Annotated in this window: 19 protein-coding genes and 1 tRNA gene; 14 read left to right on the plus strand and 6 right to left on the minus strand. The window is 71.4% G+C overall.

The window, feature by feature from the left end; translation table 11 throughout:
* Positions 1 to 95 precede the first annotated feature (95 nt).
* Complete coding sequence (locus WFJ01_RS09865) at positions 96 to 1,046, minus strand: pseudouridine synthase (protein WP_336628917.1); 951 nt, start codon at positions 1,044 to 1,046, stop codon at positions 96 to 98.
* A 178-nt stretch (positions 1,047 to 1,224) separates the two neighbouring features.
* Here WFJ01_RS09865 and WFJ01_RS09870 point away from each other — a divergent pair, with 178 nt between their 5' ends.
* Positions 1,225 to 2,178, plus strand: a complete 954-nt coding sequence (locus tag WFJ01_RS09870) for an aldo/keto reductase (protein ID WP_295034266.1) — start codon at positions 1,225 to 1,227, stop codon at positions 2,176 to 2,178.
* 13 nt (positions 2,179 to 2,191) lie between these two features.
* A complete protein-coding gene (locus WFJ01_RS09875) occupies positions 2,192 to 3,139 on the plus strand; it encodes a zinc-binding dehydrogenase (protein ID WP_336628918.1) in 948 nt (315 codons plus the stop codon).
* Between the two features lie 15 nt (positions 3,140 to 3,154).
* On the opposite strand, the gene WFJ01_RS09880 is transcribed toward WFJ01_RS09875, so the two are convergent.
* Positions 3,155 to 3,664: a MarR family winged helix-turn-helix transcriptional regulator gene (locus tag WFJ01_RS09880; protein ID WP_251445293.1), complete on the minus strand. Its 510-nt coding sequence runs from the start codon at positions 3,662 to 3,664 to the stop codon at positions 3,155 to 3,157.
* Between the two features lie 7 nt (positions 3,665 to 3,671).
* Positions 3,672 to 4,175 (minus strand): GNAT family N-acetyltransferase, encoded by a 504-nt coding sequence (locus tag WFJ01_RS09885; protein WP_336628919.1) that lies wholly within the window; start codon positions 4,173 to 4,175, stop codon positions 3,672 to 3,674.
* Positions 4,176 to 4,288: 113 nt separating this feature from the next.
* Here WFJ01_RS09885 and WFJ01_RS09890 point away from each other — a divergent pair.
* The 7 genes from WFJ01_RS09890 to WFJ01_RS09920 all read left to right on the plus strand — a co-directional run bounded on the left by WFJ01_RS09890 (position 4,289) and on the right by WFJ01_RS09920 (position 9,881).
* Positions 4,289 to 4,360 (plus strand) — tRNA-Gln (locus tag WFJ01_RS09890).
* Between the two features lies 1 nt (position 4,361).
* Entirely contained in the window at positions 4,362 to 5,789 is a 1,428-nt protein-coding gene (gene glmU / locus WFJ01_RS09895; protein ID WP_336628920.1) for a bifunctional UDP-N-acetylglucosamine diphosphorylase/glucosamine-1-phosphate N-acetyltransferase GlmU, read from the plus strand.
* A gap of 9 nt (positions 5,790 to 5,798) precedes the next feature.
* Positions 5,799 to 6,836 carry a ribose-phosphate diphosphokinase gene (locus WFJ01_RS09900; protein WP_251445284.1) on the plus strand — a complete coding sequence of 346 codons (1,038 nt, stop codon included), beginning with the start codon at positions 5,799 to 5,801 and terminating at the stop codon, positions 6,834 to 6,836.
* Positions 6,837 to 6,948: 112 nt separating this feature from the next.
* Complete coding sequence (locus WFJ01_RS09905; protein WP_336628921.1) at positions 6,949 to 7,227, plus strand: hypothetical protein; 279 nt, start codon at positions 6,949 to 6,951, stop codon at positions 7,225 to 7,227.
* Complete coding sequence (locus tag WFJ01_RS09910; protein WP_336628922.1) at positions 7,224 to 7,424, plus strand: hypothetical protein; 201 nt, start codon at positions 7,224 to 7,226, stop codon at positions 7,422 to 7,424. The genes WFJ01_RS09905 and WFJ01_RS09910 overlap by 4 nt, the downstream gene beginning before the upstream one ends.
* A 67-nt stretch (positions 7,425 to 7,491) precedes the next feature.
* Positions 7,492 to 8,358, plus strand: a complete 867-nt coding sequence (locus WFJ01_RS09915) for an FAD:protein FMN transferase (RefSeq protein ID WP_336628923.1) — start codon at positions 7,492 to 7,494, stop codon at positions 8,356 to 8,358.
* A complete protein-coding gene (locus WFJ01_RS09920; protein ID WP_336628924.1) occupies positions 8,355 to 9,881 on the plus strand; it encodes an FAD-dependent oxidoreductase in 1,527 nt (508 codons plus the stop codon). Before WFJ01_RS09915 ends, WFJ01_RS09920 begins: the two co-directional genes overlap by 4 nt.
* A gap of 34 nt (positions 9,882 to 9,915) precedes the next feature.
* Here WFJ01_RS09920 and WFJ01_RS09925 read toward each other — a convergent pair whose 3' ends face one another.
* Both WFJ01_RS09925 and WFJ01_RS09930 read right to left on the minus strand, forming a co-directional pair.
* Positions 9,916 to 11,562 (minus strand): sensor histidine kinase, encoded by a 1,647-nt coding sequence (locus WFJ01_RS09925; protein ID WP_251445269.1) that lies wholly within the window; start codon positions 11,560 to 11,562, stop codon positions 9,916 to 9,918.
* Between the two features lie 30 nt (positions 11,563 to 11,592).
* Positions 11,593 to 12,327: a response regulator transcription factor gene (locus WFJ01_RS09930; RefSeq protein ID WP_251445266.1), complete on the minus strand. Its 735-nt coding sequence runs from the start codon at positions 12,325 to 12,327 to the stop codon at positions 11,593 to 11,595.
* Positions 12,328 to 12,472: 145 nt separating this feature from the next.
* On the opposite strand from WFJ01_RS09930, the gene WFJ01_RS09935 reads away from it, so the two are divergent.
* Both WFJ01_RS09935 and WFJ01_RS09940 read left to right on the plus strand, forming a co-directional pair.
* Complete coding sequence (locus WFJ01_RS09935; RefSeq protein WP_336628925.1) at positions 12,473 to 14,014, plus strand: ABC transporter permease; 1,542 nt, start codon at positions 12,473 to 12,475, stop codon at positions 14,012 to 14,014.
* A 35-nt stretch (positions 14,015 to 14,049) separates the two neighbouring features.
* Positions 14,050 to 14,748, plus strand: a complete 699-nt coding sequence (locus tag WFJ01_RS09940) for an ABC transporter ATP-binding protein (protein ID WP_336628926.1) — start codon at positions 14,050 to 14,052, stop codon at positions 14,746 to 14,748.
* A 78-nt stretch (positions 14,749 to 14,826) separates the two neighbouring features.
* Here WFJ01_RS09940 and gndA read toward each other — a convergent pair whose 3' ends face one another.
* Positions 14,827 to 16,287 carry an NADP-dependent phosphogluconate dehydrogenase gene (gndA, locus tag WFJ01_RS09945; RefSeq protein ID WP_336628927.1) on the minus strand — a complete coding sequence of 487 codons (1,461 nt, stop codon included), beginning with the start codon at positions 16,285 to 16,287 and terminating at the stop codon, positions 14,827 to 14,829.
* Positions 16,288 to 16,491: 204 nt separating this feature from the next.
* On the opposite strand from gndA, the gene uxaC reads away from it, so the two are divergent.
* From uxaC to WFJ01_RS09960, 3 genes are all read left to right on the plus strand, one after another.
* Positions 16,492 to 17,877: a glucuronate isomerase gene (gene uxaC / locus WFJ01_RS09950; protein WP_336628928.1), complete on the plus strand. Its 1,386-nt coding sequence runs from the start codon at positions 16,492 to 16,494 to the stop codon at positions 17,875 to 17,877.
* A 73-nt stretch (positions 17,878 to 17,950) separates the two neighbouring features.
* Positions 17,951 to 19,189 carry a D-mannonate dehydratase ManD gene (manD, locus tag WFJ01_RS09955; protein WP_251445221.1) on the plus strand — a complete coding sequence of 413 codons (1,239 nt, stop codon included), beginning with the start codon at positions 17,951 to 17,953 and terminating at the stop codon, positions 19,187 to 19,189.
* A 215-nt stretch (positions 19,190 to 19,404) separates the two neighbouring features.
* Positions 19,405 to 20,637 (plus strand): branched-chain amino acid ABC transporter substrate-binding protein, encoded by a 1,233-nt coding sequence (locus WFJ01_RS09960; protein ID WP_251445218.1) that lies wholly within the window; start codon positions 19,405 to 19,407, stop codon positions 20,635 to 20,637.
* Positions 20,638 to 20,724: the final 87 nt, after the last annotated feature.

Consider the following 20,724-nt stretch of genomic DNA (forward strand, 5'->3'; position numbering starts at 1 on the left):
ATCCGGGGGGCGGACGCCGTGGACCGTCCTGCAGAACGACAGGGGCTCCCTGCAGAACGACAGGGGCTCCCTGCAGAACGGCCGGCGGGTGCGGGTCACTGTCGCGCGGACGGCGCCTCCTGCAGTGTGCGCCGGGTGGTGAACCCTCGCGGAGCGCCCGACAGGGGATCCGTGAAGCGCAGTTCCCGGGCCAGCAGCTGCAGGGGATGCGCGAAGTCGTCGGGGGTCTCGGGGAGCAGGTCGGGGTAGAACCCGTCGTTCATGATCCCCGCGCCGAGCTCGGCGAGGTGCACGCGCAGCTGATGCATGCGTCCCGAATGGGGGCGCAGCAGGGTGTGCAGGACACGGTCGTCGAACCCGAGCAGCTCGATCCGGGTCTCGGCGTTCGGCTCGCGCGCCGGATCCGTCTGCACCCGCACCTGCCCGCGGAGCTTGGCGATGTGATTGCGGTGCACGAGCGGGAACGTCGAGCCGAGGAGGGCGGGGGCCGCGGGATCCCAGCCGGCGGGCAGGAGGGAGACGGCCTCGTAGACCTTCTCGACCTCGCGGCGTTCGAAGAGCAGCTGGTAGGCGCCGCGCGTCGCGGGGCGCGCCGAGAACATCAGCAGTCCGGCGGTCGCGCGGTCCAGACGGTGGATCGGCGTGAGCTCGGGGATCCCGAGGGCGTTGCGCAGGCGCACGAGTGCGGAGTTCTGCAGATACTTGCCGCCCGGCGTCGTCGGCAGGAAGTGCGGCTTGTCGACGACGACGAGATCCGCGTCCTGATGCAGGATCTCCACGTCGAACGGGATCGCCTTCTCGGCGGGCGGCTCGCGGTAGTACCAGACGAAGTCGTGCACGCCCAGTGGGGTCTGCCGGGTGAGCGCGGAGCCGTCCAGGGCGACGATCTCGCCGCGGTCGAACCGCGCCAGCAGGTATTCCGGATCGAGGTGCGAGAAGCGCTCGGCCATGAAGGCGCCGACGGTCGGCCACGGGCCGTCCGACGGCACCCGGAGCCGGGTCGCGCCAACGCCGTCGCGTACGGGCAGGGGGGAGCGCATCGCCATCCGGTCCAGCCTAGTTCTCGGTGCCGGGAGCGACGGAGCCGGGCGCCGTGCGACGACGGTGCAGTCCTTCCCGTCGCAGAAGACGTCGCCCTGGTCCGCTCGGAACGGCATCTTCTGCGACGGGTGCGGATCCGCGTGATCGGGAAATAGTCTCGCCGCGACCGCGGTTGCGCCGGGTATGACTCGCATCGGATCCAGTGACCTGTCCGTCTTCCCGCTCTCGCTCGGCGGCAACGTGTTCGGCTGGACCGCCGACCGCGACACGTCGTTCGCCGTGCTGGACGCCTTCGTGGCCGGCGGCGGAGACTTCATCGACACGGCCGACGCTTACAGCGCCTGGGTGCCGGGCAACAGCGGGGGCGAGAGCGAGACGATCATCGGCGCGTGGCTCGCCTCGCGGCGCCCACAGGGGGTCGTGGTCGCCACGAAGGTGAGCCAGCATCCGCAGTTCCCCGGGCTGTCGGCGGCGAACATCCGCCGCGCGGCGGAGGCGTCGCTCGGCCGGCTCGGAGTCGACGCGATCGACCTGTACTACGCGCACTTCGACGACGAGACCGTGCCCCTCGAGGAGACCGTCGGGGCGTTCGGGCAGCTCGTCACGGACGGACTGGTGCGCAACATCGCGGTGTCCAACTACTCGGCCGACCGGATCCGCGCGTGGATGGAGATCGCGCGGGCCACCGGGGTCGCCGCTCCGGTCGCCGTGCAGCCGCACTACAACCTCGTGCACCGCAACGAGGTCGAGGAGACGATCATCCCCGTCGCGACCGAGTTCGGACTCGGCCTCGTGCCGTACTACGCCCTGGCGAGCGGCTTCCTCACGGGCAAGTACCGGTCCGTCGACGAGGCGGGTCACACGTCGCCGCGCGCCGCCGGCGCCGCGAAGTACGCGACGGAGCACGGCCTGCGCATCATCGACGCCCTCGAGGAGATCGGCGACGCGCACGGGGCGTCGATCGCGGCGACCGCGCTCGCGTGGCTGCGCGCGCAGCCCGCGGTGGTCGCGCCGATCGCGAGCGCCCGCACGCCGGAGCAAGTGCCGGATCTGCTCGCCGGAGGACGCCTCTCGCTCGCCGACGACGAGATCGCGCGGCTGCGCAGCGTCTCCGAGTGGACGCCGGCGCAGGTCTGACGGAGGGGGCATCATGCGTGCAGCGGCATACACCGGCCCCGGGCGGGCGGCGGAGGTCATCGGGTTCCGCGACGTCGAGGCCCCGGCGGCCGGACCGGGCGAGGTCCTCGTGCGGGTGGGAGCGGTCGGCCTCAACCCGGTGGACGTGAAGATCCGCGCGGCCGGCCACGACTTCGGGGCGATCCGCTACTCGGACCGCCCCGGGTGGGACGTCGCCGGGACGGTCGTGGCCGTCGGCGACGGGGTGACCGGGTGGGCCGTTGGCGACGCCGTGTTCGCTCTCGCACGCTTCCCCGAGGCTGCGCACACCCTGGCCGAGCTCGTGGCGGTGCCCGCCGCCGACCTGGCCGCGGCGCCGCGGGCGTGGAGCACCGCGCAGGCGGGCGCTGCCCCGCTCGCGGCGCTCACCGCGTGGCAGGCGCTGGATGCCGCGGGCATCGGTGCGGACCGCGATGCGCGCGTGCTCGTGCTCGGCGGGGCGGGCGGGGTCGGGCATGTGGCCGTGCAGCTCGCGAAGGCGAGGGGCGCCCTCGTGATCGCGACGGCGAGCCCGGCGAAGCAGGACCTCGTCGCCTCCTGGGGAGCGGACGAGGTGATCGACTACCGCGACGAGTCCGCGCTCGCCGCCATCGGGGCGGTCGACGCCGTCATCGTGACGGTCTCGGACACGCTGCCGCCGCGCGGGGCGGTCGATGCGGGCACCGCCGTGATCACGATCACCGGGTTCTCCGCGGCTCAGGAGGCCGAGCTGCGCTCCTGGGGAGCGGATCCCGTGCAGCGGATCCTGGTGGCCGCGAACGGCGCGCAGCTGGCGGAGATCGCCGCTCTCGCCGACGCGGGACGACTCGCCGTGCACCTGGATGCGGAGTTCGGTTTCGACGACCTCGCGGCGGCGCAGGAGCGGGTGGAGAGCGGACGGGTCACCGGCAAGGTCGTGGTGATCGTGGACCCGGACGCCTGAGCGCCCGCGAGGCCGTCAGGCGTCGAAGCTCAGGCTGAGCTTGCGCAGCAGGGCGGCGATGCGCTCGCGGTCGCTGCGGCTCAGCGCCGACAGCAGCGTGGCCTCCGCATCGACGAGGCGGGTGATCGCCGCGTCGACCCGCACCCTGCCGTCGTCGGTGAGGGTCACGAGCACGCTCCGGCCGTCGTCCGGATCCGCCTCGCGGCGCACCAGGCGGCGGCCCACCAGCCGATCGATGCGATTGGTCATGGTGCCGCTGGAGACCAGCGTCTGCTGCAGCAGCTGCTTCGGGCTGAGCTGGAACGGGGCGCCCGCGCGGCGCAGCGCCGACAGCACGTCCCACTCCCAGGTCTCCAGATCGCTCCGACGGAACACGTCGCGGCGGGCGCGGTCCAGCAGGCGCGAGAGGCGGTCGACACGCGAGAGCACCTCGAGCGGCGAGAAGTCGAGGTCGGGGCGCTGCGTGTTCCACGCCTCGACGATCCGGTCGACCTCGTCGCCCGTGCGCTGCTCGCCGATGCTCATCCGTCCATTATCGACCGACCGCGACCGCCGCGCCGACGGCGGTCCTCGGGACGACCGCGATGGTGAGGAACAGGCTGTGAGGATCCTCGACGTACCCGCCGAACGGTGCGCATTCGTCGAATCCGGCCTTGGCGTAGAGCCGATGGGCGGGCCAGAAGAAGTCATCGGCACCGGTCTCCAGCGACACCCGGCCGATCCCGCGGTCGCGCGCGTCATCGAGCAGGGCCGCGAGCAGCACGGATGCGACTCCGCGCCCCCGCATCCGCGAGGCCGTGCGCATCGACTTGAGCTCTTCGTGGCCGGGCTCGAGCGCGGCCAGCGCTCCCGTGCCGGCGAGGACGCCGTCCACCGTCGCCGTGAACAGGCGCACGGTCGGCACGAACAGACGGGAGAGGTCCAGGGCGTGCCGGCTCTCCGGCGGTGCGGTCGCCTCCATGTCGCGCAGGTGATCGGCCAGGAAGCGTTCGAGGTCGGGAGTCGGGGTGTCCACCCGGGAGATGCGGATCCTCATGACCCCAGGGTCTCGCAGCGACGTTACGCGGGTGTTGCCGGGGTGTTCCGCGCCCGTCACGCATGATGCGGTCTGGCAGACTTAGGGGGCGGCCGTCATCCCGGCGCCCGCGGTCCGCCGTGGTGTAACGGCAGCACGACAGCCTTTGGAGCTGTGAGGTTCAGGTTCGAATCCTGGCGGCGGAGCATGACGAAGAACGCACTCGCCATCATCGTGCTCGCCGCAGGGCAGGGCACCCGCATGAAGTCCCGGCTGCCCAAGGTGCTGCACCCCATCGGCGGACGTACCCTCGTGGGGCATGTGCTCGCCACCGCCTCGCAGCTGGGCGCAGAGACCGTCGAGGTCGTGGTGCGCCACGAGCGCGATCAGGTGGTCGCGGCGCTCGCCGCCGAGCATCCGGAAGCGGTCATCGTCGATCAGGACGACATCCCCGGCACCGGGCGTGCCGTGCAGGTCGCCCTCGACGCGCTCCCGGAGGGCTTCGACGGCGACGTGCTGGTTCTCTCCGGCGACGTGCCGCTGCTGAAGGCCGAGACGCTGCAGGCGCTCGTCGACGGGCACCGCGCCGCTGCCGCTGCGGCGACGATCCTGAGCGCCATCGTCGACGACCCGACCGGATACGGACGGGTCATCCGCGACGCCGCCGGCGACGTCGCCCGGATCGTCGAGCAGAAGGACGCGGACGACGCCGAGAAGGCGACGCGCGAGATCAACGCCGGCGTGTACGTGTTCCGTGCCGGGCTCCTGCGCACCGAGCTCGCCCAGGTCACGACCGACAACGCCCAGGGCGAGATGTACCTGACCACGGTCATCGGCCTGCTGCGCGCGCACGACGAGAAGGTCGCCGTCGAGATCGCGGCCGACACCACCGCCACGTTCGGCATCAACGACCGGGTGCAGCTCGCCGAGGCCGCGCGCACGCTGAACGACCGCATCGTGCGGCGCTGGCAGCGCGAGGGCGTGACCATCCAGGATCCCGCGACCACCTGGATCGACGACGACGTGACGCTCGCGCCCGACGTCACGGTGCTGCCGAACACCCACATCCTGCGGGCGAGCACCGTCGCCTCCGGCGCCGTCATCGGCCCCGACACCACCCTCGTCAGCTGCGAGGTGGGGGAGGACGCCGAGGTGCGCCGCTCCGAGGCGACCCTCGCCGTGATCGGCGCGCGCGCGACGGTCGGGCCGTTCTCCTACCTCCGCGCCGGCACGACGCTGGGCGACGAGGGCAAGATCGGCGCCTACGTCGAGACGAAGAACGCCCAGATCGGCGAGGGATCCAAGGTTCCGCACCTCTCGTACGTCGGCGATGCGACGGTCGGTCGCGGCGTCAACCTCGGCGCCTCCACGATCACGGCGAACTACGACGACGTCAACAAGCACCGCACCGAGATCGGGGACGAGGTGCACACGGGCTCGCACACGGTGCTCGTCGCGCCCGTTAGGCTGGGAGCCGGCGCGAAGACCGGCGCCGGAGCCGTCGTCCGCAAGGACGTCCCCGCCGGTGCCCTCGCGATGAGCGTCGCACCCCAGCGCAACATCGAGGGGTGGGTCGAGAAGAACAGAGCAGGCACGGCCGCAGCAGACGCGGCGCGTGCCGATTCGGCGGAATAGGCGGGTCCGATGGGGCGCAAGAAGAACACGACGGTCGAACTGGATCGCGAGAACGACATCGCGCCAGGTCTGGTCGCGAAGACCAAGAAGCGGCTCGTCGTCGCCGGCGGGCGCTCGCACCCCGAGCTGGTCGCGGCGGTCGCCGCGGCCCTCGGCACGGAGATCGCGCCGGTCGAGCACCGCACCTTCGCGTCCGGCGAGCTCTACGCCCGGTTCGAGGTGTCGATCCGCGGCTGCGACCTGTTCATCATCCAGTCCTTCGGGGATCCGATCAACGAGTGGCTCATGGAGACGCTCATCATGCTCGACGCCGCCAAGCGCGCGTCGGCCAAGCGCATCACCGTGGTCGCCCCCTACTACCCCTACGCCCGGCAGGACAAGAAGGGCCGGGGTCGCGAGCCCATCTCGGCGCGTCTCGTCGCCGACATGCTCAAGGTCGCCGGCGCCGACCGCGTGATGAGCGTCGACCTGCACGCCGCCCAGATCCAGGGCTTCTTCGACGGCCCGGTCGACCACCTCTTCGCCAAGCCCGTGCTGCTCGAGCACTTCGAGGACACGCTGACCGCGGAGGACCGCGCCACGCTCACCATCGTCTCGCCCGACATGGGACGCGTGCGCGTCGCCGACACCTGGTCCGACAGCCTCGACGCTCCGCTCGCGATCATCCACAAGCGCCGCGACCCGAAGGTCGCCAACCAGGTCTCGGTCCACGAGATCGTCGGAACCGTCGACGGACGCACCTGCCTCCTCGTCGACGACATGATCGACACCGGCGGCACGATCGTGAAGGCGGCTCAGGCGCTCAAGGCCAACGGCGCCCGCAAGGTGATCGTCGCGGCGACGCACGCGATCTTCTCGGATCCGGCCAGCGAGCGCCTGCAGGACTCCGCGATCGACGAGGTCGTCGTCACCGACACCATCCCGCTCTCCGAGGCGCGCCGGTTCCCGGGGCTGCGCATCCTGCCGATCGCGCCGCTGCTCGCCACCGCCATCCGCCAGGTGTTCGAGGACGGATCCGTCACGAGCATGTTCGACGGAGCCGCCTGACCTGAGATCGACGAGGGGCCGGCCGGGCGCATCCCGGCCGGCCCCTCGTCCTTCACGGGGCGTCCCGACATCTCAAAGGTGACGCACAGGTGGATTGCTGAAGCTGGATCGTATGAAGCTCTCGCCCTCGGTACGCCAAGGATCCGCCCTCGTCGGCATCGCCGGAACGCTGCTGCTCGCCGGCTGTGCGGCCGAGGCTTCCTCCGCGGAGACGACGAAGGACACGCCCGCAACGCAGAGCACCGCGGAGGCATCGGCGCCCGCAGCCTCGGGCACGGGCGGCACGTACAAGGACGGCACCTACACCGCCGACGGCTCGTACCAGACGCCGGAGACCGTGGAGAAGATCACGGTGTCGATCACGATCGCCGGTGACACGGTGACACGGTGACCGCGGTGAAGGTCACCGGGGACCCGCAGGCGTCGGAGACGGAGCATTATCAGTCGCAGTTCATCGGCGGCATCTCGGCGCAGGTGGTCGGCAAGAAGCTCGACGAGATCTCCGTCAGCCGGGTGTCCGGGTCCTCGCTCACGAGCAAGGGCTTCACCCAGGCGCTGGCGACCATCCGTACCGAGGCCAAGAGCTGACGTGGGTCCTTCCGCGGCGCAGCCGGATCCGGTTCGGGCCGGCCGGCCCTCGCGCAAGGACGGCTGAGTGGACCACGTCTGGCGGTTCGAGGCGATCGGCACCGTCTGGGAGATCGCGACCTCCCGGCCCCTGGCCGATGTGGACCGCGACGCCGTCGGCGAGACGATCGACGATTTCGACCACACCTGGTCGCGGTTCCGCGACGACTCGCTCGTGACGGCGCTGGCCGCGGAGCCCCAGGAGGTTCCCGCTCCGCCGGATGCGCGCGCCATGCTCGACCTCTACCGGGAGCTGGCGGAGGCGACGGGCGGGGCGGTGCAGCCGCTCGTCGGCGACAGCCTCTCGGCCCGGGGATACGATGCGCGGTACTCGCTGCACGACCGCGGTCCGCTCCCGGCGCCGGGGGATTGGGCCGACCAGCTCGCCTGGGACGACGGAGCGCTCACGCTGCACGCCCCGGCCCTCATCGACGTCGGGGCGATCGGCAAGGGGCGCCTCGTCGACGTCGTGCACGACCTGCTGGGCGCGCTCGGGCATGCCGAGCGTCTCGTCGACGCCGGAGGCGACCTGCGGCTGAGCGGCCCGCCGATCCGGGTGGGACTGGAGCATCCGTTCGACGGGACGCGGGCGATCGGCGTCGCCGAGGTCGCGGATGCCGCGCTGTGCGGGTCGGCCGTGAACCGGCGCGCCTGGCCAGGGCCGCACGGCGGACTGCACCACGTGCTGGACGCCCGGACCGGCGAGCCCGTGCGCACGGTCGCCGCGACCTGGGCGATCGCGGAGGAGGCGATGCTCGCCGACGCCGCCGCCACGGCGCTGTTCTTCGACGGCGGTCCCGCCTTCGCCGACCGGTTCGGTGTGGAATGGGTGCGGATGACCACCGCGGGCGCGGTGGAGTGGTCGGCCGGGGATCGGATGGAGGTGTTCGCATGATCGCGACGCTGGTCGGCGTGCAGCAGCGCGTGCTCGCGCAGCTGGGGCGTCTGTCGATGTACCGGCTCACGCTGTACGCGCTCATCGCGCTGGCCGTGGTCGCCGTGGTCGAGTCGGCGCTCGGCTGGATCGGCGTCACGCCGCTGGACGTCGTCGCCAGTCTCGCCCTGCTGCTGGTCGCGACCTTCTGCACCGACGCGGTCGCCCAGGCCCTGCTGCGAGTGCCGCGGCGGATCGAGTCGTCGCTGATCACGGCGCTGATCCTGCTGTTCGTGGTGCAGCCGGGGGCGAACCCCGACCAGATCGGCGGCATCGCCCTCGCAGGCGTCGTCGCGAGCGCATCCAAGTACGTGCTGGTCTGGCGCGGGCGGCATCTGCTCAACCCCGCCGCGGTCGGGGCGACGGTGCTCACCCTCACGACGCTGGGCTTCTCCGCCTGGTGGGTGGGCACGCCCGCCCTCGCGCTGCCCGTGGTCCTGCTCGGCCTGCTGGTGCTGTGGCGCACCGAACGCGTCGCGGTCGTGCTGCTCTTCGTCGCGGTCTACGCCGCGGTGGCGACGGCACGGCTCTCCGTGCAGTCCGCCGCGGCCGGCATCGCGGTCGATCCGGCGGGCCTGCTCACGACCGTGCTGCTGCAGTCGCCCGTGCTGTTCCTCGGCGCGTTCATGCTGACCGAGCCGCTCACCCTGCCGGCGCGGCGCGGGCAGCAGCTGCTCGTCGCGGCCGTGGTCGGCGTACTCGCCGGCTGGCCGCTGTCGCTCGGCGTCATCACCCTCGGGCAGGAGCGGGCGCTGCTCGTCGGCAACCTGCTCGCCGCTGTGCTCGTCGCCCGATCCGGGATCCGGCTGTCCCTGGTGCGCCGCAGAGCGCTCACCCCCACCGTGCACGAGCTCACCTTCCGGACGCGCCGGCGGTTCCGCTTCGCACCGGGCCAGTACCTCGAGCTGCAGGTGCCGCATCGCCGCCCCGACGCCCGGGGCACGCGTCGCGAGTTCAGCATCGTCTCCGCTCCGGCGGAGCTGCCTTTCGTGCGCATCGCCTATCGGGAGGCCGAGCCGGGATCCACCTTCAAGCGCGCGCTCGGCGTGGTGCAGGCCGACGACGTGCTCACCGCCACCGGTGTCTGGGGGGACTTCGTGCTGCCCGCCCGTGACGTCCCCGTGCTTCTCCTCGCCGCGGGGATCGGCGTGACGCCGTTCGTGTCGCAGCTCGGCGCCGGAGACCGCACGGACTGCGTGCTCGTGCTCGTCGCGTCCTCAGCGCAGGAGTGCGCCTATCTCGACGAGCTCGCCGCATCCGGGGCGCGGATCGTCGTCGTGACCCCGGACCGCCCCGAGGCCCTGCCCGCGGGGGCGAAGTGGGCCGGGGGAGGGCGGCTGGACGCCGCGCTGCTGCGGGAGCTGGTTCCGGACCTGGCGCGACGCCACGCCTACGTCTCGGGGCCGCCCCGGCTCCTCGCGGACCTCGCGCCGACCCTGCGCGGCGCTCGTCGGGTCACGACCGATGCGTTCGCGGGCTACTGACCCGGCGGGCGCACGCGCCTGAGCGCCCGCGGGCTCAGCGTCCGCCGACGGTGCGGGTCATCTCGTGGCCGCCCCCGGCGGTGCGGTCCTCGGCCGGGCGGTCCTCGTCGGGCCGAGCAGCGGAGGCGGATCCGGCGGGGGCGCCGGGTGCCGCATCCGCGGTCGGCGTCGCGCCGGTCTGCGGATGCGGGACGTGCGGCAGCCGGACGGTGAACGTGGTCGCGCCCGGTTCGCTCTGCACGGAGATCGTGCCGCCGTGACCGTCCACGATCGCCTTGGTGATCGACAGGCCGAGCCCGGATCCGCCGGTCGCCCGGTTGCGCGAGCGGTCGCCGCGCGCGAAGCGGCTGAACAGCTCGTCGCGGACGGCGGGATCGATGCCGGGGCCGTCGTCGCTCACCCGCAGCACGGCGGCGTCGTCCTCGTCGGCGACCTCGATCGAGATCCGGGTGCCGGCCGGGGTGTGCGTGCGCGCGTTGGCGATGAGGTTCGTGACGACCTGCTGCAGCCGGCCGGTGTCGCCGATAAGCTCCACGGGCTCCTCCGGCACGTCGATCGACCACTCGTGATCGGGGGCCGTCGGGCGTGCGTCCTCGACGCCCTCGATCGCGAGGCGGGAGAGGTCGACGGACGACAGCGACAGCTCCCTGCCCTCCTCCAGGCGGGCGAGCAGCAGCAGATCCTCGACGAGGCTGGTCATCCGGAGGGACTGCGCCTGGATGCGCTCCAGCGCGGTGTGCGCCGAGGCGGTGGCGGGGTCCTCCGGCGCCTCCGACCTCGACAGCGCGCGCAGCGAGAGCTCGGAGTAGCCGCGGATCGACGAGAGCGGCGTGCGCAGCTCGTGGCTCGCATCGGCGACGAACTGCCGCATCCGCTCCTCGTTGCGCTGACGCACGGCGAGGGACGCGTCGACGTGGTCGAGCAGCGTGTTCAGGGCGGCGCCGACCAGTCCGGTCTCGGTGCGCGGATCCGCCTCGGCCGCGGGCACGCGCTCGGTGATCGACACGTCTCCGCGGTCCAGAGGCTGGTTCGCGACGCGGTTCGCCGTGGCCGCGACCTCGCGCAGCGGGCGCAGGGCCACCCGGATCGTGATCGCGGTGGAGAGCGCGAGCAGGATGAGCCCGCCGATCGTGGTGAGCGCGATCATCGAGAACAGCGTCGTGATCTGCGCCTCGGTGGAGGCGCGGGGCAGACCCGTGATCACCTCGAACTGCGTCGGGCCCGCCGGGGGCACGGGCTGGTGCACGAACTGATAGTCGCCGAGCTGGGAGAGATCCTCCGCGTAGCGTCCCTCCGAGAGCGCGGTGACGGCCTGGTGGATCTGCAGGGCGGTGAGATCCTGCGCCACCCGGTCGGACGTGACCACCGTGCCGCTGGCGGCTCCGCTCTCCGAGACCACGATGACGAGCGTGCCGTTGGGCACGCCGGTGGGCCCCACCACGAGGTCGGACGCGGCGGGCACGAAGTGTCCGATCACGGCCGACTGCCGGGCGATGGCGCCGACGCTCTTCGCGGTGGCCGACAGCTCGTCCTGCAGCCTCCCGTTGAGCACGTTCCCGAGCACCACGCTCGTCGCGATGGCGATGACGACGAGGATCAGCGACACGAACCCGGTGACCGCGGCCATGAGGCGGGTCTGCAGGGAGAGCGGGCCGCGCGGGCGGGGGCGGAACGGGTTCATCGGCGGGAGGACTCCATCGGGTGCGCGGGCTTACTGCTGCGGGGCCTTGATCATGTAGCCGACACCGCGGACGGTGTGGATCAGCGGCACGTCACGACCGGCGTCGAGCTTCTTGCGCAGATACGAGATGTAGAGCTCGACGACACTGGAGCGGCCGCCGAAGTCGTAGCTCCACACCCGGTCGAGGATCTGCGCCTTCGACAGCACTCGGCGCTCGTTGCGCATGAGGAAGCGCAGCAGTTCGAACTCGGTCGCGGTGAGCTCGATCTCGTCCCCGTCGCGGACCACCTCGTGGCTGTCCTCGTTGAGGGTGAGATCGCCGACCTGGAGGATCGAGTCGCTCTCGCTCGTGGTCGCCCCGCCGGAACGGCGGATCACGGCCCGCAGCCGGGCGACGACCTCCTCGAGACTGAACGGCTTGGTGACGTAGTCGTCCCCTCCGGCGGTGAGGCCGGCGATCCGATCGCCCACCGCGTCCTTGGCGGTGAGGAACAGCACCGGCACCATGTTGCCCTGCTCGCGCAGGCGCTTGAGGACGCCGAGCCCGTCCAGGTCGGGCATCATGACGTCGAGGACCAGGGCGTCGGGGCCGAAGTCGCGGGCGACCTGCAGCGCCTCGAGCCCTGACCCGGCGGTGCGGACCTCCCAGCCCTCCATGCGCAGGGCCATGGCGAGCAGGTCGGTGAGCATCGGCTCGTCGTCGACCGCGAGGATCCGCAGGGGGGAGCCGTCGGGGCGGCGCAGCTCAGTGGCGTGATCGTTCATGGGATCCATTCTCCTCAGGTTCCTATGAATGGTCTATGAGCTTTGGGTGCAGGAGGGTGCTTAGCGCGCGCATAGCAACGCCATCAACGCGGCCCAGACCGCGCTCCTAGCGTCACCAGGGCAAGAGTGACCGAAGAGGAGAACCATGTACGGGACCTATCTGCGCCGAGAGCTGGCCGGGCGGAAGAGGCAGACGGTGATCGTCGCTGTCGGCCTGGCCGTCGCGATCGCCCTCGTGATCGTCGTCAACGCGCTCTCCGCCGGTGTGCGCGACGCGCAGACCGAGGCTCTGGCCCGCGTGTACGGCGTCGGCACCGATCTCACGGTCACGGGAGCACCCGCCCAGCGGGGCAGCGACACGGGGCAGCGCTTCGACTTCGGAGCCGACGGCGGCGCGACCGGCAGCGATGGGTCCACCTCGCTGAAGACCTCCGTGCTGCGCGCTTCGCCGGCACGGGGCACGCTCGCCGCGACCGGCGTCGAGACGATCTCCGGCACCCAGGGCGTGGCCGCCGCCACGGGGGCGCTGAGCCTGACCAACCTGACGTTCGATGGCCAGATCGCCCAGCAGGGCGCGCAGGGCGGCACCGGCCAGACCGGGGCCGGGCAGACCGGCGGCGGGCAGGGCGAAGGCGGCACGGGGCAGGGCGGCACGGGCGAGCGCCCTCGGTTCGGCGGCGGCAACTTCGGCCTCAACTCGTTCACCGTGCTCGGCGTCGACCCGGCCGCCGGGTCGACCGTCGGCCCGCTGTCGTCCGTGAAGGTCTCCTCCGGTCGGGCCCTGGCCGACGGGGACGCCGGCCAGCTCGTGGCCGTGGTGGACAGCACATATGCGACGTCCAAGAGCCTGAGCGTCGGCGGGACGATCGACGTCGGCGGATCCACGGTGAAGATCGTCGGGATCGTGACGTCCTCCTCCGACTCGGCGGACACGGCGGCGAACGTGTATCTGCCGCTGGACACCGCGCAGAAGATCGCCGGCACGGGCGACGTCGTCTCGACGATCTACGTCAAGGCGTCGTCGGCCGACGACATCTCCTCCGTGCAGACCGCCCTCGCCAGGGCGCTGCCCGATGCCACGGTGAGCTCGCAGGCCGATCTCGCCTCCACCGTCTCCGTATCGCTCTCCAGCGCCGCGGGCATGATCGAGGGGCTCGGCACCTGGCTGTCGATCATCGTGCTCGCCGTGGCGGTGCTGCTCGCCGTCCTCTTCACGCTCTCCGGAGTGGCACGGCGCACCCGCGAGTTCGGCACGCTCAAGGCCATCGGCTGGTCCAACGGCCGGATCGTGCGCCAGGTGGCGGGGGAGTCGCTCGTGCAGGGGCTGATCGGCGGCGCGGCGGGTCTCGCCCTCGGCCTGGTGGGCGTTCTCGTGATCAACCTCGTGCAGCCCACGATCTCCGGCGCATCGGCCTCGGGCTTCGCGCGCCGGGCCGCCGGGGGCGGCGAGGGCGCCGCGAGCGGGGCCGCCGGGGGTGGGGGAGCCTTCCCCGGCGCAGGCGGGGGAGGCGGCTTCCGCGGTGTCGGCGAATCGGTGCAGAACGTCGTGCTGCACGCCCCGCTCAGCCTCTGGATCCTCGTCGCCGCGGTGGGACTGGCGATCCTCGGAGGCCTCGTCGCCGGGGCGATCGGCGGCTGGCGCGCCGCCCGGCTGAGCCCCGCCGAAGCACTGCGGTCCGCCGCCTGAGACACGCATCCGGAACAGCAGGAGGAACACCAGTCATGAGCATCATCGAAAGCACTCCGAGCGAGGCGCTGTACCGCCTCGAAGGCGTCACGCGCACCTACGCGACCCAGGGACGCACGGTCACCCCGCTCACCGGCGTGACCGTCGAGATCGGCGCCGGCGAGTTCGTCACCATCCAGGGGCCGACCGGCGGGGGGAAGTCCACGCTGCTGCAGCTGCTCGGCGCACTCGACCGGCCGACGGGCGGCTCGCTGCTCCTCGGCGGCGTCGAGCTCGCCTCGGCCTCGAACAAGGAGCTCGGCAGGATCCGGGCCGAGGAGATCGGCTTCGTGTTCCAGGGGTTCAACCTCATCCCGACCCTCACCGCACGGGAGAACGTCGCCATGGCGCTGGTCCCATCGAACGTGGGCGTCGACGAACGCCGCGCCAGGGTCGAGGAGGCGCTGGCCCACGTGGGGCTGGCCGATCGTGGCGACCACCTTCCCGGCGAGCTCTCCGGCGGACAGCAGCAGCGCGTCGCGATCGCGCGGGCCATCGTGAAGAAGCCGCGCGTGCTCCTCGCGGACGAGCCGACCGGAAACCTGGACGAGGAGATGCGGGACGAGATCCTGGCGCTGCTGGAATCGCTGTGCGCGGAGGGGCTGACGCTCATCGCCGTGACGCACGACTCGGCGGTGGCCAAGCGTGCGCACCGCCGGCTCCGCCTCAAGAACGGCCGCCTGAACGAGGTCTGACCCCCTCCACTTGCGAGTCGTCCCCCTCAGCACGTCCATAGGACGTGCTGAGGGGGACGACTCGTTTGTGGGGTGGCGTCAGTGCGTGTCGACGGCCTCGATCTCGGTGCGGTCGCCGGACCACTGGGTGTGGAAGGTGCCGGGCTTGTCGATGCGCTTGTAGGTGTGCGCGCCGAAGAAGTCGCGCTGCCCCTGCACGAGCGCGGCGGGGAGGCGGTCGGCGCGGATGCCGTCGTAGTACGACAGCGACGACGAGAACGCGGGCGCGGGGATCCCGGCCTGTGCGGCCGCGACGACGACGCGGCGCCACGCCGCCTGTGCGCGGCCGATCGCCTCGGCGAAGTACGGCGCCGTCATCAGGACCGGAAGGTCCGGGGTCTCGGCGTACGCGTCGGCGATGCGGTTCAGGAACTGCGCGCGGATGATGCAGCCGCCGCGCCAGATCTTGCTGATCGCACCGAGGTCGATGTTCCAGCCGTACTCGGCGGCACCCGCGCGGATCTCGTCGAAGCCCTGCGAGTAGGCGACGATCTTGGATGCGTACAGCGCGAGGCGCACGTCCTCGATGAACGCGTCCACCTGGTCGGCGGGGACCGTGAAGGCCTCGTCGGGTCCGGGCAGGGCGCCGGCGACGGCGCGCTGCTCGGGGTGCGAGCTCAGCGAACGTGCGAAGGTGGCCTCGGCGATGCCGGAGACCGGGACGCCGAGGGACAGCGCGGTCTGCACGGTCCACGCGCCGGTGCCCTTGGCGCCGGCCTGGTCGAGGATGACGTCCACGAGCGGTGCGCCGGTGGCGGCGTCGACCTGGCGGAGCACCTCCGCGGTGATCTCGATGAGGTACGACTCGAGCTCGCCCTTGTTCCACTCGGCGAAGATCTCGGCGATCTCGGCCGGGGTCTTGCCGGTGCCGCGACGGATCAGGTCGTAGGCCTCGGCGATGAGCTGCATGTCGGCGTACTCGATGCCGTTGTGCACCATCTTCACGAAGTGGCCCGCGCCGTCGTGGCCCACGTGCGTCACGCACGGCTCGCCCTCCGCGATCGCGGCGATGGAGCGCAGGATCGGGCCCAGCGTCACCCAGGACTCGTCGGATCCGCCCGGCATGATCGAGGGCCCGGTGAGCGCGCCCTCCTCGCCGCCAGAGATGCCCGCGCCGACGAAGTTGATGCCGGTGGAGCGCACCGCCTTCTCGCGGCGGATCGTGTCGGGGAAGTACGCGTTGCCGCCGTCGACGATGATGTCGCCCGGCTCGAACACCTTCACGAGCTCGTCGATCACCGCGTCGGTGCCGGCGCCGGCCTTGACCATGATGATCGCGGTGCGGGGCTTCTGCAGTGCGTCGGCGAACTCCTGGTACGTGGAGGCGGGGATGAATCCGGCCTCGGGGTGGGCGTCCAGCACGCCCTGCGTCTTCTCGTAGCTGCGGTTGAAGATCGCCACCGTGTTGCCCTCGCGGCTGGCGAGGTTGCGGGCGAGGTTCGAGCCCATGACGGCGAGCCCGACGACTCCGATGTTGGCGTGGGCGGTGGTTTCTGACACGCGGGACTCCAGACGAAAGCGTGGATGGGCTTTCCAGATTATCGCGTCGGTCGAGGCCGATGACCGTGCTGTCCGCTTCGCGCAGCGAGCGGTTGCCAGACATGACCCTTCCGCTGTTTCAGAAACCAGGAAAGACAGGATGGCAAGCGGTTGCCAATCGTGTGGATCCTGGATAGGGTTCCGGGGGACGAAGGAGGACCATCCGTGACTGAGCACACCGTCGACGACGCGCTCTTCGCCGCCGATCCGGTCGAGCGCGGGATCGCTCGGGAGCTGTTCGCGGAGGTGCGCACCGCCCCGATCATCTCGCCGCACGGACACGTCGACGCCGCGATGCTCGCCGAAGACAGGGCCTTCCCCGACCCGACCGCTCTGCTGATCACGCCGGACCACTACGTGACGAGGCTGCTGCACGCCGACGGAGTGGACCTCGCCGACCTCGGCGTCGGCGCCGCCGTCGACCCGCGCGCAGCGTGGCGGCTGCTCGCCGGACGCTGGCATCTGTTCGCCGGCACCGCATCGGGGTTCTGGTTCGAGCGCACGCTGCGCGACCGGTTCGGCGTGGAGGACGAGCTCACCGCCGCCTCCGCCGATCGCGTCTACGACCGGATCGCCGCGGCCCTGGCCGGGGAGCGCTTCCGCCCGCAGGCGCTGTTCGACGAGTTCGGCATCGCCGTGCTGGCCACCACGGACGATCCGCTGGACGACCTCGCCGGACACGCACGACTGCGCGAGAGCGGAGACGTGCGCGGGCGGGTGGCGCCGACGTTCCGCCCTGACGCCTATCTCGATCCGGCCGCGCCCGGCTTCGCGTCCCGCGTGCTGCGCCTGCTCGGGGGCAGGCCCGCGTCGTTCGACGCCTATCTGGATGCGCTGCAGGAGCGGCGCCGCCACTTCGTCGCGCACGGCGCGTTCTCCGCCGATCACGGCGTGATCGAGCCGTACACCGTGGCGATGGAGGCTGCCGACGCGGAGCGCCTCTTCCAGCGCGTGCTGTCCGGAGAGGCGGATGCGGCCGACGAGCGCGAGTTCCGCGGGCACATGCTCTGGCAGATGGCGCGGATGAGCGTCGAGGACGGCCTGGTCATGACGATCCACCCCGGCGTCCACCGGGATCACTCCCCGGCGGTGCGCAGGCGGTACGGCGCCGATGCCGGGGCCGACATCCCGGTGCCGGTCGAATACGTCCGCAACCTCAAGCCGCTGCTGGACGACTTCGGCCTGCGGCGCGACTTCCACCTGGTGCTCTTCACGATCGACGAGACGGTGTTCTCGAGGGAGATCGCGCCCCTGGCCGGCTTCTATCCGAGCGTGTTCATCGGCTCGCCGTGGTGGTTCATCGACGCACCAGAGGCGATCGCGCGCTTCCGCGCCGCGACCGCCGAGTCCGCCGGCTTCTACCGGTCCAGCGGGTTCGTGGACGACACCCGCGCCTTCCTCTCGATCCCGGTGCGTCACGAGATGGCGCGCCGGGCCGACGCCGCCGCGCTCGCCCGGATGGTGGTGGACGGCAGGATCCGGCGATCCCGGGCGGAGCAGATCATCCGCGACCTCGTCGATGCCGTGCCGCGCCGGGCGTTCAAGCTGTGACGCGCGAGCCGGAACAGCACCCCCCGACCCCCGACACCGTCCTCCCCGAGGCAGAGAGCAGGCAGGCGCACCCATGATCATCGAACGGGCAGAGGTCGTCGTGACCAGTCCCAGCCGCAATTTCGTCACGCTCCGGCTCGTGACCGACGACGGCATCGTCGGGCTCGGCGATGCGACGCTGAACGGCCGCGAGCTCGCGGTCGTCGCCTACCTGCGCGACCACGTGGTGCCGCTGCTGCGGGGACGGGATGCGCACCGCATCGAGGACACCTGGCAGTTCCTCTATCGCGGCGGCTACTGGCGCCGCGGACCCGTCACGATGGCGGCCATCGCCGCCGTCGACATGGCGCTGTGGGACATCAAGGCGCGCGCCGCGGGCATGCCGCTGTACCAGCTGCTCGGCGGTGCGAGCCGGGAGGGCCTGCTGGCGTACGGGCACGCCTCCGGCTCCGACCTGAGCGAGCTCTTCGACTCCGTCCGCGCGCACCTCGAGCAGGGGTTCCGTGCCATCCGCGTGCAGACGGGGGTGCCGGGGCTGAACGCGATCTACGGCATCGCCTCGCAGGCGGCCGCGGCCGGCGGGGGAGAGGAGCGCTACGACCACGAGCCGGCGCGGCGCGGGGCGCTCCCGATGCAGGAGGACTGGGACACCCGTGCCTATCTGCGCCATCTGCCCGGGGTCTTCGAGGCGGTGCGCAACGAGTTCGGCCCGGAGCTGCCGCTGCTGCACGACGGGCACCACCGGATGACGCCCCTGCAGGCGGCGAAGCTCGGCAAGGAGCTCGAGCCCTACGACCTGTTCTGGCTCGAGGACTGCACACCCGCCGAGAACCAGGAGGCGCTGCGTCTCGTGCGCCGGCACACCACGACGCCGCTCGCGATCGGCGAGGTCTTCAACACCGTCTGGGACTTCAAGGACCTCATCCGCGAGCAGCTCATCGACTACGTGCGCGGCGCCGTCACGCACATGGGGGGCATCACGCCGCTGAAGAAGACGATGGAGTACGCGGCGCTGTACCAGATCCGCTCCGGGTTCCACGGGCCGACCGACATCTCCCCGGTGGGGATGGCGGCGCAGATGCATCTGGGGCTGGCCATCCACAACTTCGGGATCCAGGAGTACATGAAGCACTCCGCGCGGACCGACGAGGTGTTCCGGCAGTCGTTCCGCTGGCGGGACGGACTGCTGCATCCGGGCGACGAGCCGGGACTCGGCGTCGAGCTCGATCTCGACGAGGCGGGCCGGTATCCGTACGAGCAGGCGTACCTGCCCTTCAACCGGCTCGCCGACGGCACGGTCCACGACTGGTGAGTGCACGCCGGGCGCGTCGCGCGTCCGCAGATGTCGATCCCGAGAACAGCGTGTAACGATCCGAATACCCGTTCGGCCCGATGACGCGAGAAACGGCACCCCGTCGGACTAATGTCGTTCGCGGAGCGCGTGCAAAGAGGTACGCTCACCACACCTTGAAGACATCGACGTTCGCAAGGAGCGGTCGATGACCCGAATCGGAAGGCAATCACAAAATGATGCGAAAGAAGGCCCTCAGTGCGGGCGTCGCAGCAGCAGCGGCGCTGCTTCTGCTCGCAGGTTGCGCGAATCAGCCCGGTGCAGGAGGCAGCACGACGGGAAGCTCCAGCGGATCCATCCCGGACATCCCCGCGGTGACCTCGGTCGAGACGCCCAAGGACGCGGTCCTGCCGGCCGGTGACGGCAAGGCGACCTGTCCCGCCACGACCACCCTCGCCTACATCGGCGCCGAGACCGGCCCGAACGCGCAGCTCGGCATCAACATCTTCCAGGGCGTGCAGCTGGCCATCGACCAGCACAACAAGGCCAACCCCGGCTGCCAGGTGCAGTTCAAGAAGTACGACACGGAGGGCGACCCGAACAAGGCGACCGGCCCGACCACGCAGGCGGTCTCCGAGGCGGACATCCTCGGCGTCGTCGGTCTGCCGTTCTCCGGCGAGTCCAAGGCCACCGGAAACATCTTCCAGCAGCAGGGCCTCGTGCACATCACGCCCTCGGCGACCAACCCGGGCCTGACCCAGAACGGCTGGACGACCTTCTTCCGCGGCCTCGGCAACGACGCGCAGCAGGGGCCGGCCGCGGCGAAGTTCCTGACCGACACCCTGAAGGCCAAGAAGGTCTACCTGGTGCAGGACGACTCCGACTACGGCATCGGCCTGGCGGGGACCACGTCCAAGGGCCTGGGCGACGCGCTGGTCGGCACCGACAAGGTGACCACCGGGCAGAAGGACTTCTCGGCGACGATCTCGAAGATCATCAACGCGAAGCCGGATGCGGTCTACTACTCGGGCTACTACGCCGAGGCGGCGCCGCTCGCGCAGCAGCTCGCTGCCAAGGGCTTCACGGGCGCCTTCGTCGGCCCCGACGGCGTGAAGGACGACCAGTTCATCAAGCTCGCCGGCGACGCGTCCAAGAACGCGTTCTTCACCTGCCCCTGCATCCCGGGTGAGCTGCTCACCGACTTCTCGAAGCAGTACACCGACGCGTTCAACGCGGCGCCGGGCACCTACTCGATCGAGGGCTACGACGCGGCCACCGTGCTGCTGAGCGGCATCGACAAGGGCAAGCAGTCGCGCGCCGACCTGCTCGCCTGGGTGACGTCGTACGACGCTGACGGCCTCGCGAAGCACCTCAAGTGGGACAAGACGGGCGAGCTCGAGGCGCCGACCGTCTACGGCTACCGCGTCCTGGACGGGAAGATCGCCTACATCGGCCCGATCGGCAAGTAATGACAGAAGGGCCCCGTGGCTTCCCAGCCGCGGGGCCCTTCTTCCCCCTCCCGGCCTCTCGGCGCAACGACGCGCCACTCTGCGGAA

The sequence above is a fragment of the Microbacterium sp. MMO-35 genome (genome assembly GCF_037147555.1).
GTDB lineage: Bacteria > Actinomycetota > Actinomycetes > Actinomycetales > Microbacteriaceae > Microbacterium.

What these genes read in the sequence shown, in the direction of transcription:
- WFJ01_RS09865 (WP_336628917.1), bottom strand. Translation starts at nt 1,046, where the DNA reads ATGGCGATGCGCTCCCCCCTGCCCGTACGCGACGGCGTTGGCGCGACC.
- WFJ01_RS09870 (WP_295034266.1), top strand. Translation starts at nt 1,225, where the DNA reads ATGACTCGCATCGGATCCAGTGACCTGTCCGTCTTCCCGCTCTCGCTC.
- WFJ01_RS09875 (WP_336628918.1), top strand. Translation starts at nt 2,192, where the DNA reads ATGCGTGCAGCGGCATACACCGGCCCCGGGCGGGCGGCGGAGGTCATC.
- WFJ01_RS09880 (WP_251445293.1), bottom strand. Translation starts at nt 3,664, where the DNA reads ATGAGCATCGGCGAGCAGCGCACGGGCGACGAGGTCGACCGGATCGTC.
- WFJ01_RS09885 (WP_336628919.1), bottom strand. Translation starts at nt 4,175, where the DNA reads ATGAGGATCCGCATCTCCCGGGTGGACACCCCGACTCCCGACCTCGAA.
- glmU (WP_336628920.1), top strand. Translation starts at nt 4,362, where the DNA reads ATGACGAAGAACGCACTCGCCATCATCGTGCTCGCCGCAGGGCAGGGC.
- WFJ01_RS09900 (WP_251445284.1), top strand. Translation starts at nt 5,799, where the DNA reads ATGGGGCGCAAGAAGAACACGACGGTCGAACTGGATCGCGAGAACGAC.
- WFJ01_RS09905 (WP_336628921.1), top strand. Translation starts at nt 6,949, where the DNA reads ATGAAGCTCTCGCCCTCGGTACGCCAAGGATCCGCCCTCGTCGGCATC.
- WFJ01_RS09920 (WP_336628924.1), top strand. Translation starts at nt 8,355, where the DNA reads ATGATCGCGACGCTGGTCGGCGTGCAGCAGCGCGTGCTCGCGCAGCTG.
- WFJ01_RS09925 (WP_251445269.1), bottom strand. Translation starts at nt 11,562, where the DNA reads ATGAACCCGTTCCGCCCCCGCCCGCGCGGCCCGCTCTCCCTGCAGACC.
- WFJ01_RS09930 (WP_251445266.1), bottom strand. Translation starts at nt 12,327, where the DNA reads ATGAACGATCACGCCACTGAGCTGCGCCGCCCCGACGGCTCCCCCCTG.
- WFJ01_RS09935 (WP_336628925.1), top strand. Translation starts at nt 12,473, where the DNA reads ATGTACGGGACCTATCTGCGCCGAGAGCTGGCCGGGCGGAAGAGGCAG.
- WFJ01_RS09940 (WP_336628926.1), top strand. Translation starts at nt 14,050, where the DNA reads ATGAGCATCATCGAAAGCACTCCGAGCGAGGCGCTGTACCGCCTCGAA.
- manD (WP_251445221.1), top strand. Translation starts at nt 17,951, where the DNA reads ATGATCATCGAACGGGCAGAGGTCGTCGTGACCAGTCCCAGCCGCAAT.
- WFJ01_RS09960 (WP_251445218.1), top strand. Translation starts at nt 19,405, where the DNA reads ATGATGCGAAAGAAGGCCCTCAGTGCGGGCGTCGCAGCAGCAGCGGCG.